The 16,347-nt window shown below is 71.1% G+C and carries 12 protein-coding genes and 4 pseudogenes; 8 read left to right on the top strand and 8 right to left on the bottom strand.

Annotation, left to right across the window (positions count from 1 at the left end; all coding sequences use genetic code 11):
- Positions 1–21: 21 nt before the first annotated feature.
- Positions 22–1,440: an APC family permease gene (locus tag ACWD6R_RS28590; protein WP_451821333.1), complete on the bottom strand. Its 1,419-nt coding sequence runs from the start codon at positions 1,438–1,440 to the stop codon at positions 22–24.
- A gap of 384 nt (positions 1,441–1,824) precedes the next feature.
- Between ACWD6R_RS28590 and ACWD6R_RS28585 the strand changes: the two genes are divergently transcribed.
- The 4 genes from ACWD6R_RS28585 to ACWD6R_RS28570 all read left to right on the top strand — a co-directional run bounded on the left by ACWD6R_RS28585 (position 1,825) and on the right by ACWD6R_RS28570 (position 6,449).
- Entirely contained in the window at positions 1,825–2,145 is a 321-nt protein-coding gene (locus tag ACWD6R_RS28585; protein ID WP_451821332.1) for a hypothetical protein, read from the top strand.
- Between the two features lie 198 nt (positions 2,146–2,343).
- Positions 2,344–3,483 carry an MFS transporter gene (locus ACWD6R_RS28580; protein WP_451821361.1) on the top strand — a complete coding sequence of 380 codons (1,140 nt, stop codon included), beginning with the start codon at positions 2,344–2,346 and terminating at the stop codon, positions 3,481–3,483.
- 262 nt (positions 3,484–3,745) lie between these two features.
- Positions 3,746–5,266: an FUSC family protein gene (locus ACWD6R_RS28575; RefSeq protein WP_451821331.1), complete on the top strand. Its 1,521-nt coding sequence runs from the start codon at positions 3,746–3,748 to the stop codon at positions 5,264–5,266.
- Positions 5,267–5,399: 133 nt separating this feature from the next.
- Complete coding sequence (locus ACWD6R_RS28570) at positions 5,400–6,449, top strand: lactonase family protein (RefSeq protein ID WP_451821330.1); 1,050 nt, start codon at positions 5,400–5,402, stop codon at positions 6,447–6,449.
- Between the two features lie 103 nt (positions 6,450–6,552).
- Here the strand turns inward: ACWD6R_RS28570 and ACWD6R_RS28565 are convergent, their stop codons facing one another.
- The 4 genes from ACWD6R_RS28565 to ACWD6R_RS28550 all read right to left on the bottom strand — a co-directional run bounded on the left by ACWD6R_RS28565 (position 6,553) and on the right by ACWD6R_RS28550 (position 10,424).
- Entirely contained in the window at positions 6,553–7,476 is a 924-nt protein-coding gene (locus ACWD6R_RS28565) for a sirohydrochlorin chelatase (protein WP_451821329.1), read from the bottom strand.
- 119 nt (positions 7,477–7,595) lie between these two features.
- Positions 7,596–8,627, bottom strand: coding sequence for an N-acetylglucosamine kinase (locus ACWD6R_RS28560; protein WP_451821328.1), 1,032 nt, complete (start codon positions 8,625–8,627; stop codon positions 7,596–7,598).
- On the bottom strand, positions 8,624–9,301 hold the full coding sequence (locus tag ACWD6R_RS28555) for a uracil-DNA glycosylase (RefSeq protein ID WP_451821327.1): 678 nt from the start codon (positions 9,299–9,301) through the stop codon (positions 8,624–8,626). The genes ACWD6R_RS28560 and ACWD6R_RS28555 overlap by 4 nt, the downstream gene beginning before the upstream one ends.
- Positions 9,302–9,335: 34 nt before the next feature.
- On the bottom strand, positions 9,336–10,424 hold the full coding sequence (locus ACWD6R_RS28550) for a WD40/YVTN/BNR-like repeat-containing protein (protein WP_451821326.1): 1,089 nt from the start codon (positions 10,422–10,424) through the stop codon (positions 9,336–9,338).
- A 158-nt stretch (positions 10,425–10,582) separates the two neighbouring features.
- Between ACWD6R_RS28550 and ACWD6R_RS28545 the strand changes: the two are divergent.
- Positions 10,583–10,834 (top strand): annotated as a pseudogene (locus tag ACWD6R_RS28545) (cupin); the annotation flags it as partial.
- On the opposite strand, the gene ACWD6R_RS28540 reads toward ACWD6R_RS28545, so the two are convergent.
- From ACWD6R_RS28540 to ACWD6R_RS28530, 3 genes and pseudogenes are all read right to left on the bottom strand, one after another.
- Positions 10,822–11,346, bottom strand: a complete 525-nt coding sequence (locus tag ACWD6R_RS28540; RefSeq protein ID WP_451821325.1) for a GNAT family N-acetyltransferase — start codon at positions 11,344–11,346, stop codon at positions 10,822–10,824. The pseudogene ACWD6R_RS28545 and the gene ACWD6R_RS28540 sit on opposite strands and share 13 nt — an antisense overlap.
- Positions 11,347–11,530: 184 nt before the next feature.
- Positions 11,531–14,263 (bottom strand): SpoIIE family protein phosphatase, encoded by a 2,733-nt coding sequence (locus ACWD6R_RS28535; RefSeq protein ID WP_451821324.1) that lies wholly within the window; start codon positions 14,261–14,263, stop codon positions 11,531–11,533.
- A gap of 231 nt (positions 14,264–14,494) precedes the next feature.
- Positions 14,495–15,077: pseudogene (locus ACWD6R_RS28530) on the bottom strand (substrate-binding domain-containing protein).
- 36 nt (positions 15,078–15,113) lie between these two features.
- Between ACWD6R_RS28530 and ACWD6R_RS28525 the strand changes: the two are divergent.
- From ACWD6R_RS28525 to ACWD6R_RS28515, 3 genes and pseudogenes are all read left to right on the top strand, one after another.
- A pseudogene (locus ACWD6R_RS28525) lies at positions 15,114–15,380 on the top strand (fibronectin type III-like domain-contianing protein); the annotation flags it as partial.
- A 198-nt stretch (positions 15,381–15,578) separates the two neighbouring features.
- Positions 15,579–15,797: pseudogene (locus ACWD6R_RS28520) on the top strand (hypothetical protein); the annotation flags it as partial.
- Between the two features lie 31 nt (positions 15,798–15,828).
- On the top strand, positions 15,829–16,209 hold the full coding sequence (locus ACWD6R_RS28515) for a hypothetical protein (protein ID WP_451821323.1): 381 nt from the start codon (positions 15,829–15,831) through the stop codon (positions 16,207–16,209).
- Positions 16,210–16,347: the final 138 nt, after the last annotated feature.

Here is a 16,347-nt window from a genome sequence, read left to right as displayed (position 1 = left end):
CATGGGCCCGTCCACGTGGGGTCAGGGACGGGCATCCTCGGGGAGGGTGACCAGCCAGCGGGTGTCGCGGCGGGGGCGGAGGTAGAAGGCCCAGTAGAGGGTGGCCGCCGCCATGATGCCGCCGGTCCACAGCAGGTACGTGGCCTCCTGCTGGCTGAGGATGTAGACGAGTACGACGATCAGTGCCACCGGCACCGCCGGCCAGAGCGGCATCCGCCAGGCGGGCAGGTCCTTGTGGCCGGTGCGGCGGGCGGCGAGTGCGGCGACGGCGACCAGCAGGTACATGCCGGTGACCGAGACGCCGGTCACGCCGTACAGGGTGTCGAGGTTGACGAAGCACAGTGCTGCGCCGGGAACTCCGACCACCAGGGTGGCGACCCACGGCGAACCGAAGCGGCCGAGGCGGGCAAGGGCGTTGTTGACCGGCTCGGGCCACGCCTTGTCCCGGGCGGAGGCGAACAGCACCCGGGAGTTCTGGATGACCATGACGATGCCAGCATTGATGATCGCGAGTGCGACGCAGAGGCTCACGAACGTACCGACGGCCGAGTTGCTCCAGGCAGTGACCATGCCGCTGATGTCACCGGAGGTGAGCGCCGCGAGGTCGGGTGCGCCCATCGTGATCGCGACCACCGGGACGAGGATGACGGCCGTCGAGATGGCCAGGGTGGCGAGGACCGTGCGGGCGACGTTGCGCCGCGGGTTCTCCAGCTCCTCGGAGAGGTAGACAGCGGTGGAGAAGCCCTGGGTGATGAAGAGTGCGATGGCCAGACCCGAGACGACCAGCATCGCGGTGACCGGGCGGGACGCCCCGCTGTCGCTCGCGACCACACCATGGATCAGGCTGCCCGCGCCGCGCTCGGTGTGGGCGAAGCCGAGCACGGCGACGACGGCCGCCGCGATGACTTCGAGAACCAGGAAGACGCCGGTGATCCAGGCGTTGGCACGCAGGTCCAGCAGACCGGCCAGCGTGGCGAGCACCATGACTCCGGCCCCGGCGGCCTCGGCCGGGATGTGGACCAGCGGAGCGAGGTAGTCCGCCGTGCCCATGGCGATCACGGGCGGGACGATCATCACGACCAGCAGAGACAGGACGAACACCAGCCACCCGGCCAGCCGACCGGTCAGGGTGGTGACCATGGCGTACTCGCCGCCCGCGCTGGGGATCATGGTGCCCAGCTCCGAGTAGCAGAACGCCACGGCGATACAGAGCAGCGAACCGATGGCGATGGTGAGCGCGGTGGCGGAGCCGAGGTCGCCGAACAGGTCGGGCACGACCACGAAGAGCGTGGATGCGGGCGTCACGCAGGAGAGGGTCAGCAGGGTTCCTCCGACGACGCCGATGGAACGCTTGAGAGTGCGCGGGCCGTCCTGGCCGTGGGGATCGGCCTCCGCCGGTGCGGTGCCGGAGGTGACGGGCTGGCTGAGCATGTCGGTCATGGAGCGGTTCCGATCGACTGGGTGTGACGGGTGACTGCGGGAGCGCTATCGCCTCCATGGCTTGCTGCGCTGTTGGTTTCGTCTGCTCCCGGCGCGTCATGGAAACCTGTTGGATCCGTCACGTCAACCACCTATTACCTACGGAATTCGTTGCCGTCAGGTGCATGGCTGGCGGTATTCGTAGATTGAATGGGGGTTAGCCTCTTATTGACAACTTGATGGTTCAGCGCCTGAGTTCACTTGATGGCCTTCGAAATGAAGGCACGTATTCGCTAGTGCCTTTGATGCGCGAGTCGGTGGTGAGGGGTTCGGGCGCGGCGAACCGCGCTCGGACCGCAACGGGATGCGCAGCGTGTAACCGGTCACGTTGTCCGGATTGTTGCCTTGGGAGCCGCGCGAGGGGTTCCGGCCCGGACCGAATGCCCAGGTGAGGGGCGACCAGGAAATTTCCGCCGCGGCGGGGTCGCCCTCTTCCTCGTCTCGACCGCCGTGATCAGGGCCGCCTTCCTCGGTGCGCGGGACACCGTCGTCGTCATTCGCGTCCTCACCGCCGCGGCGTCACTCCTCCTGCTTCCGCTCACCGGACACGTCCCGGTCGCCGTCGTCCTCGCGTCACTGGCCGCGCTGCTCGCCGCATCGGTCGCCGTGGAGGGTCCGGCCCACCGTCGCCACCTGCCCGCGACGCAGGTCGCGCCCGGCACGTGACGCCCGCTCCTCATGACGTAACGGCTGTTACTTTTGCTCGGTGGGTGAGGAGTCTTCGGCGTCCCCGCTGCCGTGGGTGGTGCTGATCGTGCGGCTGCCGACGCAGCCGTCCCGGCACCGGGTCGCGGTATGGCGGGAGCCGTGACCCCCGGGCCTGCCCAGGAATCGAGGCTTCTGCCCGCAGGGTCGCGGCGGCGGATGTGGCCGCTGTACGCAGCCGGGTTCACCACCGCCTTCGGCGCGCACGGCGTCGCGGCCAACCTTGGCCAGGGCGATGCCGGCCTGACGCGTTCGGTGCTGTACCTCGGGCTGTTGCTCGCGCTGTACGACGGGGCCGAGGTGGTGCTCAAGCCCGTGTTCGGGACGCTCGCCGACCGGATCGGTGCCCGGCCGGTGCTGCTCGGCGGGCTCATCGCGTTCGCCGCCGCCTCCGCGGTCTTCGTGGTGGTCCGCGATCCCGGCTGGCTGTGGGCCGCCCGCCTCGGACAGGGCGCGGCCGCCTCCGCGTTCTCACCTGCCGCCTCCGCGCTGGTGGCCCGCCTCAGTCCGCAGGCCCGGCACGGCCGCGCATTCGGCTCGTACGGATTCTTCAAGGGCATCGGCTACACCGCTGGCCCCCTGCTCGGCGGCGTGCTGGTCTGGGCCGGCGGCCTGATGCTGCTGTTCGCGGTGCTGGCAGCCCTGGCCGCCGCGGTCGCCCTGTGGGCCGCGTTCGCGGTACCTGCCGTCCCGCCTCTGCCCAAGACCCGTCAGACCGTCCTGGGACTCGTCCGGCGACTGGCCGACGGTGCCTTTCTGCGGCCGGTGGCGGCCCTGGCCGCCGCCACCGCCGCGCTGTCCGTCGGGGTCGGGTTCCTGCCGGTGTCCGGGGTGGCTGCCGGTCTGTCGCCGGTGGCCACCGGCGCGGCCGTCTCCGTCCTCGCCCTGTGCGCCGCGCTCGTGCAGCCGTGGGCCGGGCGGGCCCTGGACGACGGGCGCCTCGGCGCCGGCGGGGGACTGGTGGCCGGACTGCTGGTCACCGCGTGCGGACTGGCCACCGCCATGCTGCCCGGCCTGCCCGGCGTCCTGTCGGCCGCCGTGCTGATCGGGGCCGGAACCGGGCTGATCACTCCGCTCGGCTTCGCCGCCCTCGCGGGTACCACCCCGCAGGAACGGCTCGGCCAGACCATGGGAACGGCCGAACTCGGACGTGAACTCGGCGACGCCGGAGGCCCGTTGCTGGTCGCCGCCGTCGCCAGTGCCGCCACCTTGACCTGGGGCTTCGCGGTACTCGCCGTAGCGACCGCCGTCCTGCCGCTTCTCCTGGGCGCTCGCCGCACACCCCCCGAGCGCGGCTGACCTTCCCGGCGGTTCAGCGCGCTGCGGTCACCCGGGGGGTGTCGCGCCCGGAGGGTCTTTCTTCGGCCCGATGGTTCAGCAGGACGTGGTCCATTGGCGCTCACCTGGCACATCGAAAGCGCATCGGGCTGTGCCAATGGCGCAACTGTGTCGGCTCGACTTGAGCCAGATGGTGGCGAGATGCTCTGATGAACCCGGTCGATGGCGCTGCGGATCCCGCGGCGCCTTTTTCATGCCCGGACAGAACAGGGAGTGGTAATCGGTGCTGAAGCGGATGTTGGTGGCTCCGGACCCGGGGCGGCTGCGGCTGCGCAGCTCGGCCCGGGCCGTTCTCGGCATCGGTCTGGCCGTGACCCTTTCGGGCCTGGTCAGTCACTCGCTTCCCGCGGCCGTCGCCGGCGGCCTCGCCGCTCTGCTTGCACTCTTCACGGTCACCGACGCCCGGGTCCGCGACCAGGCGCTCACCACCTTGCTGCTGCCCGTCGTCGGATTCCCGGTCCTGGCACTCGCGACGGCGCTGCACGACTACCCCCTGGCGCGCGACGCCGCGTTCCTCGCCGTCGTCTGCGCGGGGGTGTACGCGCGCCGCTGGGGTCCCCGCGGTCATGCCCTGGGGGTTTTCGCGTTCATGGCGTTCTTCATGGCGCAGTTCCTGCATGCCGTACCGGGCCAGCTGCCCGAGCTGTACGCCGCCGTCGCGCTCTCGCTCATCACCGCCTCGGCCGTCCGCTTCGGCGCCTGGTGCTACGAACGGCGGCTGCCCACGCCCGTCGTTGTACCCGCACTCCAGGGCAGTCGCGGGCTGGCCCGGACGACCACGCGTCAGGCGATCCAGGCGACCGCCGCCAGTGCCTTCGCGCTCGGCATCGGGCAGCTGCTGTCCGCCGACCGCTGGTACTGGGCCGTCGGCACCGTCTGGTGGGTCTTCGTGAACACCGCCTCGTGCGGCGAGACGCTGGTCCGCGGCTTCCGCCGCGTCCTCGGCACGGTGGCCGGGATCGCCGCAGGGCTGCTGGTCGCCGTGCCGCTGCACGGCGACACGGTCCCCACCGCGGCCCTCGTCGCCGTCTGTGTCTTCGGCATCTTCTACACCGCCGCCATCTCGTACAGCTGGATGGTCTTCTTCGTGACCGTGATGGCCGGACTGCTGTACGGCCTGCTCGGCGTCCTGAATCCGGGGCTGCTCGTGCTCCGCCTCACGGAGACCGGGGCCGGAGCCCTCGGCTCGATGCTCGCCGTCCTCCTCGTACTGCCCGTCACCCTCCACGCGACCACCGACGCCTGGATCCAGCGCGCACTGCGCTGCGTGCACGCCTGCACCGCCGGGGCTGCCGCCCGTCTGGCCGGTTCCCCGACCGCCGACCCCGGTCCGCAGGTGACCGAACTGGAGGCGCTGCTCGGCCGGGTCCGGCTCTCGCTCGCCCCCCTGGTGCATCCGCTCAACCCGCTGCGGGCCCGTAAGGCGCGCGCCCGCCAGGTCCTCGCCCTGCTCGACCTGTGCGCCCGCGAGGTGCGTGGTCTCGCCGCGGTCGCCGCCGATCCCGACGCCTCGCACGACGCCCGGCTCGGAGCGGCCTGCCGCCGCGTCGAGGCCGCAGTGCTCGCCCTGGCGCAGCCGGGACCTGCCCGTACGGAACTGAACGCCGCGCCCGCACACGCGCCGCACTACCACCACCCCGGCGCCGAGGCCGCACTCGCGCATCTGCACACCCTGGAGCTGGCCCTCGCGGAACTCGCCGCGCCCCTGCGCACCTCGCCCCGCGCCCCGCTCGTCCCGGCCTGACCTGCGACCCGCGGCAGCAGGCGGCGGCGACGCGGCCCTGGTCTAGACCGCACACGGTGCACTGCTACCGTCGCCCCGGAAGATCACGGCGGCCCGAGCCGTCATGATCAGTCGGCGGAGAGGGGCAGAAGCAGTGAGCAGCAGCGGTGCGGGACGGGCATTCATAGGGTCGTTCACGTCGGCGGGCGGTCGGGGAGTCACCGTCGCCGCCGTGGACCGGGAGACCGGGGCGCTGACCGTCCTCGGCGCCACGGATATCGTCCCCGATCCCTCGTATCTCGCCCTGGGCCCCGGCTCCACCACCCTCTACACGGTCAGCGAGACCGAGTCCGGCGCGGCCGCCGCCCTCGACATCACCGGCGACGACCCGCGGCTGCTCGGCGGGATCCGGCCGGTGGACGGCAGCGGACCCACCCACCTCGCGCTGACCGGAGGACACCTGATCACCGCCAACTACGGCTCCGGCAGCGTCACCGCCCTCCCCGTGCGCGCCGACGGATCGCTGGACGCCGCCACTTCCGTGCTCCGGCACGAGGGAAGCGGACCGCACCCGGCCCGCCAGCAGGCCCCGCACGCCCACCAGGTGCTCGCTGACCCGTCGGGCGCCTGGGTGCTGAGCGTGGACCTCGGTACCGACTCCGTACGTATCTGCGCCCTCGACACGAGCACCGGCACGCTGCGGCTGCACGACGAGACGGCGCTGCGACCGGGCACCGGACCGCGCCACCTGGCCTTCCACCCCGCAGGCACCCACGCCTACGTCCTGAACGAACTCGAACCGACCGTCACCGTCTGCCGGTGGGACGCCGCCACCGGAACCCTCGCACCGGTCGGCGAAACGACCGTCGTGCCCGAGGACGTGGCCGCGGACGCGGTCGTCCACCCGTCCGAGCTCGTCGTCTCGCGCGACGGCCGGTTCCTCTGGGCCGCAAACCGGGGACACGACAGCATCGGCGTCCTCACCCTCGACGAGACGGGCGAGAAGGCGTCCCTGGTCACGGCCGTGAGCTGCGGTGGCCACTGGCCGCGCGACCTCGCCCTCGACCCCACCGGGCAGTGGCTGTACGTGGCCAATGAGCGGTCCGGGAACGTCAGCTGGTTCGCCGTCGACCCGAGCACCGGCATCCCACGCCACACGGGCTCCCTGACGGCTCCTGCCGCCTCCTGCGTGATCTTCGACTGACCCGACCCACCGTCCGGCCCCAGGGCGCAGCAGACAGCAGACACAGCGGGGCCCGTACCGGTCGAACGTCCGGTACGGGCCCCGCTGATCCGTGCTGATCAGGTCAGTGGGCCTGGGCCCCCTGCGGCGCCACCGGGGCGATGCCGAGCGCCGTCGTGTACATCGACAGGACGAGCTTGCCGATCGCCGGGTACGCGCCGAGCGGCTCGGCCGTCGCGCAGCCCGCCTCCTTCACGGCGGCGTCCAGCAGCCCCTCGGTCACCTCGGGGCCCACCAGGTACGGCGCCACGGCCAGCTGCACCGAACCGGAGGCCTTCAGCTGGTCGGCGATGGACGCGACCGAACCCTCGACATCGAGAGCAGCGGCCATCACCGGCACCGCGAGGCGGGCGGCCAGCAGCATGCCAGTGATCCCGGCGGCCTGCACGGCCTCCTCGCCACCCACGGTGGCCAGCACGATCCCGTCCGCGGCCGTGGCCACGGTGAACAGCCTGGCGCGGTCGGCGCGGGCCAGACCGGCTTCGGAGAGGCGTACGTGCAGCGCCTCGGCGAGCAGCGGGTGCGGGCCGAGCACATCGGTCAGCTCGACCGGTGCACGGCTGTCCATGACGGCTTGGCGTATCCGCCGGAGCAGGGCGTTGTCCGGTCCCGCGAGCAGCGGCACCACGACGGCGGCCGGGCCCTCGGGCTCGGCGACCTCACGGCCCGCGGCCTTCGCGTGCTCGAAGCGCGCGATGCGCTCGGCGGCGGAATCCGCGAGTACGGAGACGAGCGTGGGGTACTCGGCATCGTCGCCGTCGAGGTAACCGATCCGGGCATTGAGACCGGGCAGCTCGGAACGGGCAATGCTGATCACCTCTTCGGCCAGACTGCGCGTGGCCGAAGAGGGGGTACCGGGAACGGCGAGAACGAGCGCGGCAGCGCCCTCGGGCGCGACCACGGGCTCCGGGCGGCGGTGCCGTCCGGACTGGCGAGGTCGCGGCATTCGTACAGGCAGGCCGGAAGCGGGCCCAGCGGGGGTGCTCATGGCGCCGCATGCTACTGGTTTTGGGTGCCCCACTGTTCGGGGAGGGTCCAGTCGGGCGTTATCTGTCCGCTTTTATCCGATCAATGGCTTACCGGTCAACTGCCCTGCTCTGTCGCCCCTTACGGTCGCCCCCGCCCGGGCCCGTACGCGGGTACGCACAGCAGCGTCGGGTGGAGCGGCAACCGCAGATCACCGATGGCCAGTGCCTCGGCGATGCGCAGCGAACCGGTCAGCGGATCACCCGAACCGGGGACCGTCCGCGCTTGCGGCAGTTGCCGGGCGAGCTCTTCACGCAGGGGTACGAGGAGCGGATCGCCCATCCGGAACAAGCCACCCGTCAGGGCCACTTCGCACGGCTCATCGGCCGCCCCGCGCTCCGGGCACACCGCGGCGGCCGCCTCCGCGATATGACCGGCGGCGTCCCGCAGAATGCCTGCGGCGACCGGGTCGTCCCCGGCGCACGCGGCGACCTCGGGGGCGAACGAGGCCAGCAGTGCCGGGCGGTCGGTACGCGTATAGAGCAGACCGGGCAGCTCGGGCGCCGGACCGAACACCGCCTCCAGCCGGGCCAGCAGCGCGACCGAACCGCTGCGCCGCCCGTCATGCGCGCGCATCGCCGCATCGAGCCCGGCCCGCCCGATCCAGGCACCGCCGCCGCTGTCGCCGAGGAGGTGGCCCCAGCCGTCGGCCCGGCGCCAGCTCGTCAGATCCGTCCCCAGCGCGATCATGCCGGTGCCGCCCGCGACGACGGCTCCCGGCCGCTGCCCGACCGCTCCCGCGTACGCCGTCACCGCGTCGGCGGCCAGCGCCAGCAGCTGAACCCCGAGCGCCCGCTCCAGCGCCGCGGGCAGCTCCGCGCGCAGCTGGTCCCCGAGCGTCGCCATGCCCGCGGCACCGATCGCCACGGCGACGACGGACAAGTCGGCGGCCGTCTTCGCCCGCTTCCCGGCCTGCGCCCGCAACTCGTCGACGGCGGGAAGCAACTGCTCCAGCAGGTGTCCGGCATCGATCCCGGCCGGACCGGTCCGCACCGGCTCGGCGCAGACCGCCGTCGCCACCGGCTTCTCGGCCCCGATCGCGCCGAGCGCCACCCGGAGCCCGGAACCGCCCGAGTCCACTCCGAGGACGTACGACCCCGCGGCGGCGGTCACGGAATCTGCCAGTCGACCGGCCGGGCGCCCTGGCGCTCCAGCAGTTCATTGACCCGGCTGAACGGCCGCGAGCCGAAGAACCCGCGGTCCGCGGACATGGGGGAGGGGTGTGAGGACTCGATCGCCGGGAGCTCTCCCAGCAACGGCCGCAGATTGCGGGCGTCGCGCCCCCACAGGACGGACACCAGCGGTGTTCCGCGCGCCACCAGCGCCCGGATCGCCTGCTCGGTCACTTCCTCCCAGCCCTTGCCGCGATGCGCCGCCGTCCGACGGGGCGCCGTGGTCAGCGCCCTGTTGAGCAGCAGTACCCCCTGGCGGGTCCAGGGCGTCAGATCGCCGTTGGACGGCCGGGGCAGCCCCAGGTCGGTGTGAAGCTCCCGGTAGATGTTCTCCAGGCTGCCCGGCAGCGGCCGGACCTCCGGCGCGACGGAGAAACTCAGTCCCACCGCATGTCCCGGTGTGGGGTACGGGTCCTGACCGACGATCAGGACCCGTACCTCGTCGAACGGCTGCTGGAACGCCCGGAGCACATTCTGCCCTGCGGGCAGATAGGTGCGCCCCGCGGCGATCTCCGCGCGCAGGAAGTCGCCCATCGCGGTGATGCGTTCGGCCACGGGTTCCAGGGCCTGCGCCCATCCCGGCTCGATGATTTCTTTCAACGGTCGTGCTGCCACGGGCCGCACTCTACTGCTCATACGACCGGGGCGATCAACCGCCGACGACTGCCGCCCGTACACAGAGGACGTCCGGCAGATGCGAGGCGAGCTGTTCCCAGCTGTCCCCGTCGTCCCCGCTCGCGTACACCTCGCCGTTGCGATTGCCGAAATAGACCCCCGCCGGATCGGCGTCGTCCGTGCAGAGGGCGTCGCGCAGCACCGTGCCGTAATGCGTCTCCTCGGGCAGTCCGGCGGACAGCGGCTCCCAACTGTTGCCCGCGTCGCTCGTACGGAACACCCGGCAGCGGTGCTCGGCCGGCACGCGGTCGGCATCCGCGTTGATCGGGAAGATGTACGCCGTCTCCGCCCGGTGCGGATGCGCGGCCGCGGCGAAGCCGAAGTCGGAGGGCAGCCCCCCGCCGATGTCCGTCCAGTTGTCCCCGGAGTCGTCACTGCGGAACACACCCCAGTGGTTCTGGAGATAGAGCCGGTCCGGATCGACCGCATCCCGGGTGACTTTGTGGACGCACTGGCCGAACTCCGGGTTCGGATCCGGCAGGAAGACCGCCGACACCCCCTTGTTCGACGGGGCCCAGCTCGCTCCGCCGTCCTTGGTGCGGAACACCCCGGCCGTGGAGACCGCGACGGTCACCGCCTGCGCGTCCCTCGGATCGGTCAGGATCGTGTGCAGCCCCTCGCCGCCCCCGCCCGGGACCCACTTCGAGCGCGTCGGATGCTCCCACAGCGGGCGCACCAGCTCGAACGATTCCCCGCGGTCCTCGGAGCGGAACAGTGCGGCCGGCTCCGTCCCCGCGTACACGACATCCGGCGCCTCTGCCCCGGCCGGGTGCAGCTGCCAGACCCGCTCCAGCGAGGCCCCGGTGAACTGGGGGAATTTCACCGCCGGTTGCTTCGGCTCGACCCAGGTCGCGCCCAGATCGTCGGAGTGGAACACCGAGGGTCCCCAGTGCGCGCTGTCCCCGCCGACCAGCAGCCGGGGGGCCCGCCCCCGGGTGTCGATGGCGATGGAGTAGATCGCCTGCGCGTTGAAATGCGGGTCGCCGAACTCCCATGTGCCACGGCGTCTGCGGCCGATGAAGAGTCCTTTGCGGGTTCCCACAGTGAGCAGTACGTCGGACATCGCCGACACCTCCCGAAACGCCTTTGTGACGGATAAGGGCCAGTCTGCACCCGACCACTGACAGTGGCGCGCAGAGTAGGCGTTTGCGCAGGTCGGACGGCGAGTGCGGGGGCGGGCGGCGATCCGGCACCCGGGTCGGTGCCCCGACGCTGTCGGGGGAGGCGGGCGACACCGAGGCGCTCGCCGCCTTCCACCGGGCGGCCGCCTCGCTCGTGAGGCATCGGGCGCACGACTGGCGGGGGCGCTGGGAACAGGGCGCCGCCGCCGCGTCCCGGGCAACGGGTGACCAGCTGGACGCCCTGGCACAGGGGGACGGCAGCCATCTCGCGGCTGCCTGCGTGCATGCCCAACAGCTTTCGGCGTACGGAAAGTTCGGGATATGCGGCCGTCTCGATGTCTACCGCGGCTGAGTGTCCGTGGCCGCGGTCGCGGTAAGGACCCGGGTAATGCTCCCGTCGTCCTCCGTCTTGTCCCGCACGTGCCGGAAGCCCATCCGGTCCAGCAGGGCGAGCGATGCGGTGTTCTCTGCGGCGACTGTCGCATGCACCTCGGTCAGCTTGAGGGTGGCGAACCCGTACGCGGTGAGTGCCTGCGCGATCTCGGTCCCGAGCCCCTGCCCCCAGGAGCCCTGAGCCAGCGCGTAGACGATCTCGTGGCCATCCACGTCCGACGACGGCTTGATCTCCGCATGGCCGACGAACCGGCTGTCCTGCCGCACCACCCAGACGTCGAACAGATCCTGCGCGTACACCTTGCTGAAGATCCGCCTGAACAGGGCACGGTCTTCGGTCTCCGCCGCGGGGCCGTCCCCCATCCACCGGGATACCCGGGTGTCCTGGAAGAGCGTCACGAAATCGTCCTCGTCGGCAGGTGCGTACGGTTCCAGGCGCAGCCGTGCGGTGTGCAGGGTGGGGGGCGTCATGCCGGTCGACCGTACACACACCCCGTGTGACCTTCAACGGAATACGGCATTCGGCGACCCCGGACGCCGAGGTTGCTGTGCTCGAGGGGACGGCCGGAAGGCACACGTCCCGGGCGGGCTTGTGCCGCGACTTCTGCACCGTGAGGTGCCGGTTCATCCGACGACGGCGCTCCTGACGGTGCGCTCAGAGACCCAGAGCTTCGTCGTTCCACTCGAACGCCGGCGCCCCACCCGCGCCCGGTGTCTGTTCGGACCAGATGATCTTGCCCTCGGCTGTATAGCGGGTGCCCCAGCGATCGGCGAACTGGGCGACGAGATACAGTCCGCGGCCCCCCTCGTCCGTCGTCGACGCATAGCGCAGATGCGGTGAGGTGCTGCTGGAGTCGGACACCTCGCAGATCAGGGCGCGGCCGTGCAGCATCCGGACCCGGATGGGAGGGAGGCCGTAGCGGATGGCGTTGGTGACCAGCTCACTGAGGATCAGCTCGGTGGCGAAGGTCTCTTCCTCCAGCCCCCGGTCGATGAGCCACTGGGACACCTCCTTGCGGACCCCGGCAACGGCCGATGGGTCGGGCTCGACGTCCCATTCGCCGACACGGGAGGGGGCGAGGATGTGGGTGGCGGCCACCAGGAGGACGGCGTCGTCACCCGGAGGTGTGGGCAGGAGCGCAGAGATCAGGTCGTCGCAGGTCTCTTCCGGAGTCCGGTGTTGTCCGGCCAGCGTTTCGCGCATCGTGTCGAGTCCGGTGTCGAAGTCCCGCTCGCGCGACTGGACGAGACCGTCGGTGTAGAGCACCAGACGGCTCCCCTCCGGCAGGGACAGCTCCACCGCCTCGAAGGGCAGTCCGCCGATGCCCAGGGGCAGGCCTGCGGGCACGTCGGGGAACTGCACCGTGCCGTCGGGCAGCACCAGGACGGGACCGGGATGACCGGCCCGGGCGGCGGAGCAGGTGCCGGCCACCGGGTCGTAGACGGCGTACAGGCAGGTGGCCCCCGTGATCTCCGCGCGCCCGCCGTCGGCGTTCTCCGTCCGGTCGATGCGCGCGATCACTTCGTCGATGCGAGCGAGGAGCTCGTCCGCCGGAAGGTCCAGCGCGGAGAAGTTGTGGACCGCGGTGCGCAGGCGGCCCATCGTCGCGGCGGCGTGCAGACCGTGCCCGACGACGTCGCCGACGACCAGCGCGACGCGGGCACCGGGCAGCGGAATGACGTCGAACCAGTCACCGCCCACCCCCGCCTGAGCCGGCAGATAGCGGTAGGCGACGTCGAGAGCATTTTGTTCGGGCAGGCCGTGGGGCAGCAGGCTGCGCTGCAGCGTCACCGCCATCTCGTGCTCGCGGGTGTAGCGGCGGGCGTTGTCGACACAGACGGCCGCCCGGGCGACCAGTTCCTCGGCGAAGGTCAGATCGTCCTCGTCGAAGGGGTCCGGATTCTCCGAGCGCCAGAAGTTCGCCATGCCCAGGACCGCACCGCGTGCGTGCAGCGGAACGGAGAGCAGGGAGTGGACACCGTACGTGATGATCCTCGCCGCCCGTTCGGGGTCGGCCCCCAGCCAGCCCGGTTCGGCGGACAGGTCCGGCACCAGCACGGTGTGCCCACGGATCACTCCCAGGGCCGCCGGGCTGGTGGGAACGAACCCGACGATCCGTCCGATCGGGTAGAAGGGGTGGTCGGCGCGCACGCCTGCCGCAGCTGTACGCCGCATGTCCAGCACGGTGCCGCGCGGCACCGACGGTTCCTCACCGCGCAGCACGGGCTCGGCGAGGTCGACCGAGGCGAAGTCGGCGAAGCGGGGGACCACCACCTCCGCCAGCTCCTCCGCGGTCCGGGTCACATCCAGCGTCGTGCCGATGCGCGCACCGGCCGTGTGCAGCAGAAGCAGCCGCTCCCGTACCTCTGCGGCCCGGTCGGCGAGTGCGGCCAGTTCCGTCGTGTCCCGCAGGGTCGCGACCGTCCCGGCAGGTCCGCCACGGTCGTCGGTGGGCCGCAGATTGACGGCCAGCAGCCGGTCGCCGGCCATGCGCACCTCGTCGGAGGCGATGCGGCCGGAGGCGAGCAGTTCCGCAAGCTGAGGAGGCAGGCCGATATCTGTCACCGCAAGCCCCTCGGCGTTCGCGGGCAGGCCCAGCAGCCGCCGGGCCTCGTCGTTGGCCAGCAGCAGCCGCCTGGCGCCGTCGATGATGAGGACACCTTCGCGCACGGAGTGCAGCACCGCGTCGTGATGCTCGTACAGCCGCGTCATCTCGGCGGGGCCGAGGCCACGCGTCTGCCGCCGCAGACGTCGGCTGACCAGTGCCGCACCGCCTGAGGTGACGGCAAGTGCGGCCACGGCGGCGCCGACCAGCACCGGCAGTTCGCGGTCGGCCATTTTGTTCACGTTATTGATCGTGATGCCCACGGACACCAGGCCGGCGGTCGAGCCGTCGGCCCTCGGTATGGGCACCACCGAGTTCACAGCGGGCCCCCGGCTCCCCGTGAAGGTACGGGTGAAGCCATGCCCGAGAACCGCCTCCTTGTACGGGCCGGTGAGGTGCTTGCCGATCAGCGCGGGATCGGGGTGGGTGATGCGGATACCGTGTGTGTCGGCCACGACGACGCTATCGACGTGGGTGGTTTTCCGGATCTTCTCAGTGAGCGGCTGCAGCACTGCGGTGGGATCAGGGCTGTCCAGCGCCGCCACGATGCCGGGGGAGTGAGCGAACGTTTCGGCGACGGCGTACGAACCTGTCTGGGCTTCGTGAACGGCGGCGCGCCGGCCCTGCACCACGAGCGAGAACGCCGCCGTGGCGACGAGCAGCACCACGAGCACCAGCTCCAGCAGCAGGACTTCCCCGGCCACGGTGCGCACGCCGAGCAGGGTGCGAGACCCAGGCTTCGATCGTCGGAGCCTTGAAATATATCCGCCAAAGCCTCCCATAGCTCCTGTTTACCCGCTATATCCATACAAAATGTCGCACGTGTAGTGCCGGTGCGGGGTCAGGCTGCGGCCTTCATCGTGGGTCGCGCATGTTCGACGAAAGGGAACTCGGTCGGCCCGACCCGCAGCCCTTCCGCGCCAACGTCTGCGTCCTGACCCACCCCCCGAAAGTTCGGGCGGTGCCTCGACCTCATCGCGCACACCGGTCATGGCCGCAGGCCGGGACGGGTATCAGTGGCCCGGTGCCGCCGTGCTGCTGCGCACCACCAGGTTGGTGGCGAGGTCGACCCGGGTGGTCGCGGGCTGCCGGCCCCGGCCGAGATCGAGAACCAGCCGGGCCGCCGTCTCTGCCATCTCGGTGAGCGGCTGCCGCACCGTGGTGAGTGGTGGCCCGATCCACCGGGTGAGCGGCAGATCGTCGAAGCCGACGACGCTGAGGTCCTCCGGGATCCGCAGGCCCAGTTCGCGGGTGGCTTCGTAGACGCCGAGTGCCTGCAGATCGTTGCCGGCGAAGATTGGCGGTGGGCGGCTCGGGCAGCCGCAGGAGTTCCAGCCCCGCGGTGTAGCCGTCCTCGTGCGAGAACTCGCCCTCCCGGACCAGATCGGGATCGACGGGCAGCCCCGCTGTCTCCATCGCCGCCCGGTAGCCGTCGACGCGGGCGCGGCTGCACATCATGCGGGACGGACCGCTGATGACGCCGATCCGGCGGTGTCCGAGACCGGTCAGATGGCGGGTGGCGGCCAGTCCGCCCTGCCAGTTCGTCGTTCCGGCCGACGGGACGTCGTCACCCGGGTCGCCGGCGGGGTCGACCACCGCGAACGGAATGGGCCGCTGCGCGGACCGGACTGTGAATCGCGGCTGATCGGGTACGCCCGCGTGCCGCTTGCCGCCGGAGAGGCCCGGCGCGTCCGGTTCCGCTTCCACGCGGACCTGGTGTCGTTCACCGGCATCGGTGGCCGACGAATCGTCGAACCCGGCGATCTCGAACTGCGGCTGGCGACATCCAGTGCAGCCTCGGACGTGCGGCAGACCGTACGACTGCGGCTCACCGGCCCGGAGCGCACGGTCGATCACCGGCGCCGGCTGGTCTGCGACACCTCGGTCGAACCGGCCTGAACCTCCCCGTGGAACAGGCTCACGTCTCCCTGTTCCCGATCTCTCGCCTTTCTCGACCTCCCTGCTCCCGAACGTCGTCCCCGCTGCTGAATCTCTCTGTTCCGAAGCTCGGCCTCCCCGGTGCATGTACGGGGAGGATTTCGAAACTTTCGATTTCGTCAACGGAGAAGAATGTGTCATGCGCAAGACAACTCGGTGACGGGATCCGACGACGTCACCATGAACGTCCAGTGGGCGCGCAACACCTCTGACAACGTCAACCGCACCCGTACGGTGCACCACATCGGCCGGGCCGGTGTGCATGTGCTGAAATTCTGGATGGTCGACCCGACGGTGGTGCTGCAGAACCTGGTGGTCGGCACCGGCGGCCTCAAGCCCAGCTACCTGGGCCCGCCGGAGAGCCTCCGGCCGAAGTGAGCCGTGGGACGGGCGAGGGGAGAGCAGAGCGATGAAGAGTGGGATCGAGGACACCGACGGACGCGGTGCGATCCTGGGCGTGACCCCCGTTGGGGCGGGGGTCGAGGTCCGAGCAGCGGGTCCGTCGGGGGAGCTCTCACTGATCTGCACCCCTGCCCGGGCCCGGGAGCTGGCTGCGGCTCTCGCCCGTGCGGCGGACGAGGTGGAGAGCGCGCAGTCGGCTGAGCCCGTGACGGTCAAGGCGGGGGAGCTGCGTCGCGGCGATGTGCGGGACGGCGACCGGGCCATGACCGTGGAAGCGGTCAGGGTCGACGGGGCCACGGCCCACATCACCTGGAAATCGGGCGCCGGACGCAGCTGGACCCAGGGTTACGACGCCGATGCGGAGATCACGCTGCGGCGCCGCGGCTGAATCCTGAAGGACTGACCCAGACGTGCATGAGGCCCCTCCCGAAGGCGAATTCGAGGGGTCGTTGCAACACGTGGTCGGTTGATCAGGCTGCGAGCAGTTTAGACAGGCGCTCGGCTGGGGTTTCCCAGCCGAGCGTTT

This window comes from Streptomyces sp. NPDC005151, from assembly GCF_053599875.1.
Note: the sequence above shows the minus strand (reverse complement) of the source record. Positions and strands in the feature narration are given on the sequence as shown.

Coding starts and splice junctions, on each gene's coding strand:
- ACWD6R_RS28535 (WP_451821324.1), bottom strand. CDS start 14,263: ATGGGAGGCTTTGGCGGATATATTTCAAGGCTCCGACGATCGAAGCCT.
- ACWD6R_RS28580 (WP_451821361.1), top strand. CDS start 2,344: ATGTGGCCGCTGTACGCAGCCGGGTTCACCACCGCCTTCGGCGCGCAC.
- ACWD6R_RS28515 (WP_451821323.1), top strand. CDS start 15,829: ATGAAGAGTGGGATCGAGGACACCGACGGACGCGGTGCGATCCTGGGC.
- ACWD6R_RS28540 (WP_451821325.1), bottom strand. CDS start 11,346: ATGACGCCCCCCACCCTGCACACCGCACGGCTGCGCCTGGAACCGTAC.
- ACWD6R_RS28565 (WP_451821329.1), bottom strand. CDS start 7,476: ATGAGCACCCCCGCTGGGCCCGCTTCCGGCCTGCCTGTACGAATGCCG.
- ACWD6R_RS28550 (WP_451821326.1), bottom strand. CDS start 10,424: ATGTCCGACGTACTGCTCACTGTGGGAACCCGCAAAGGACTCTTCATC.
- ACWD6R_RS28590 (WP_451821333.1), bottom strand. CDS start 1,440: ATGACCGACATGCTCAGCCAGCCCGTCACCTCCGGCACCGCACCGGCG.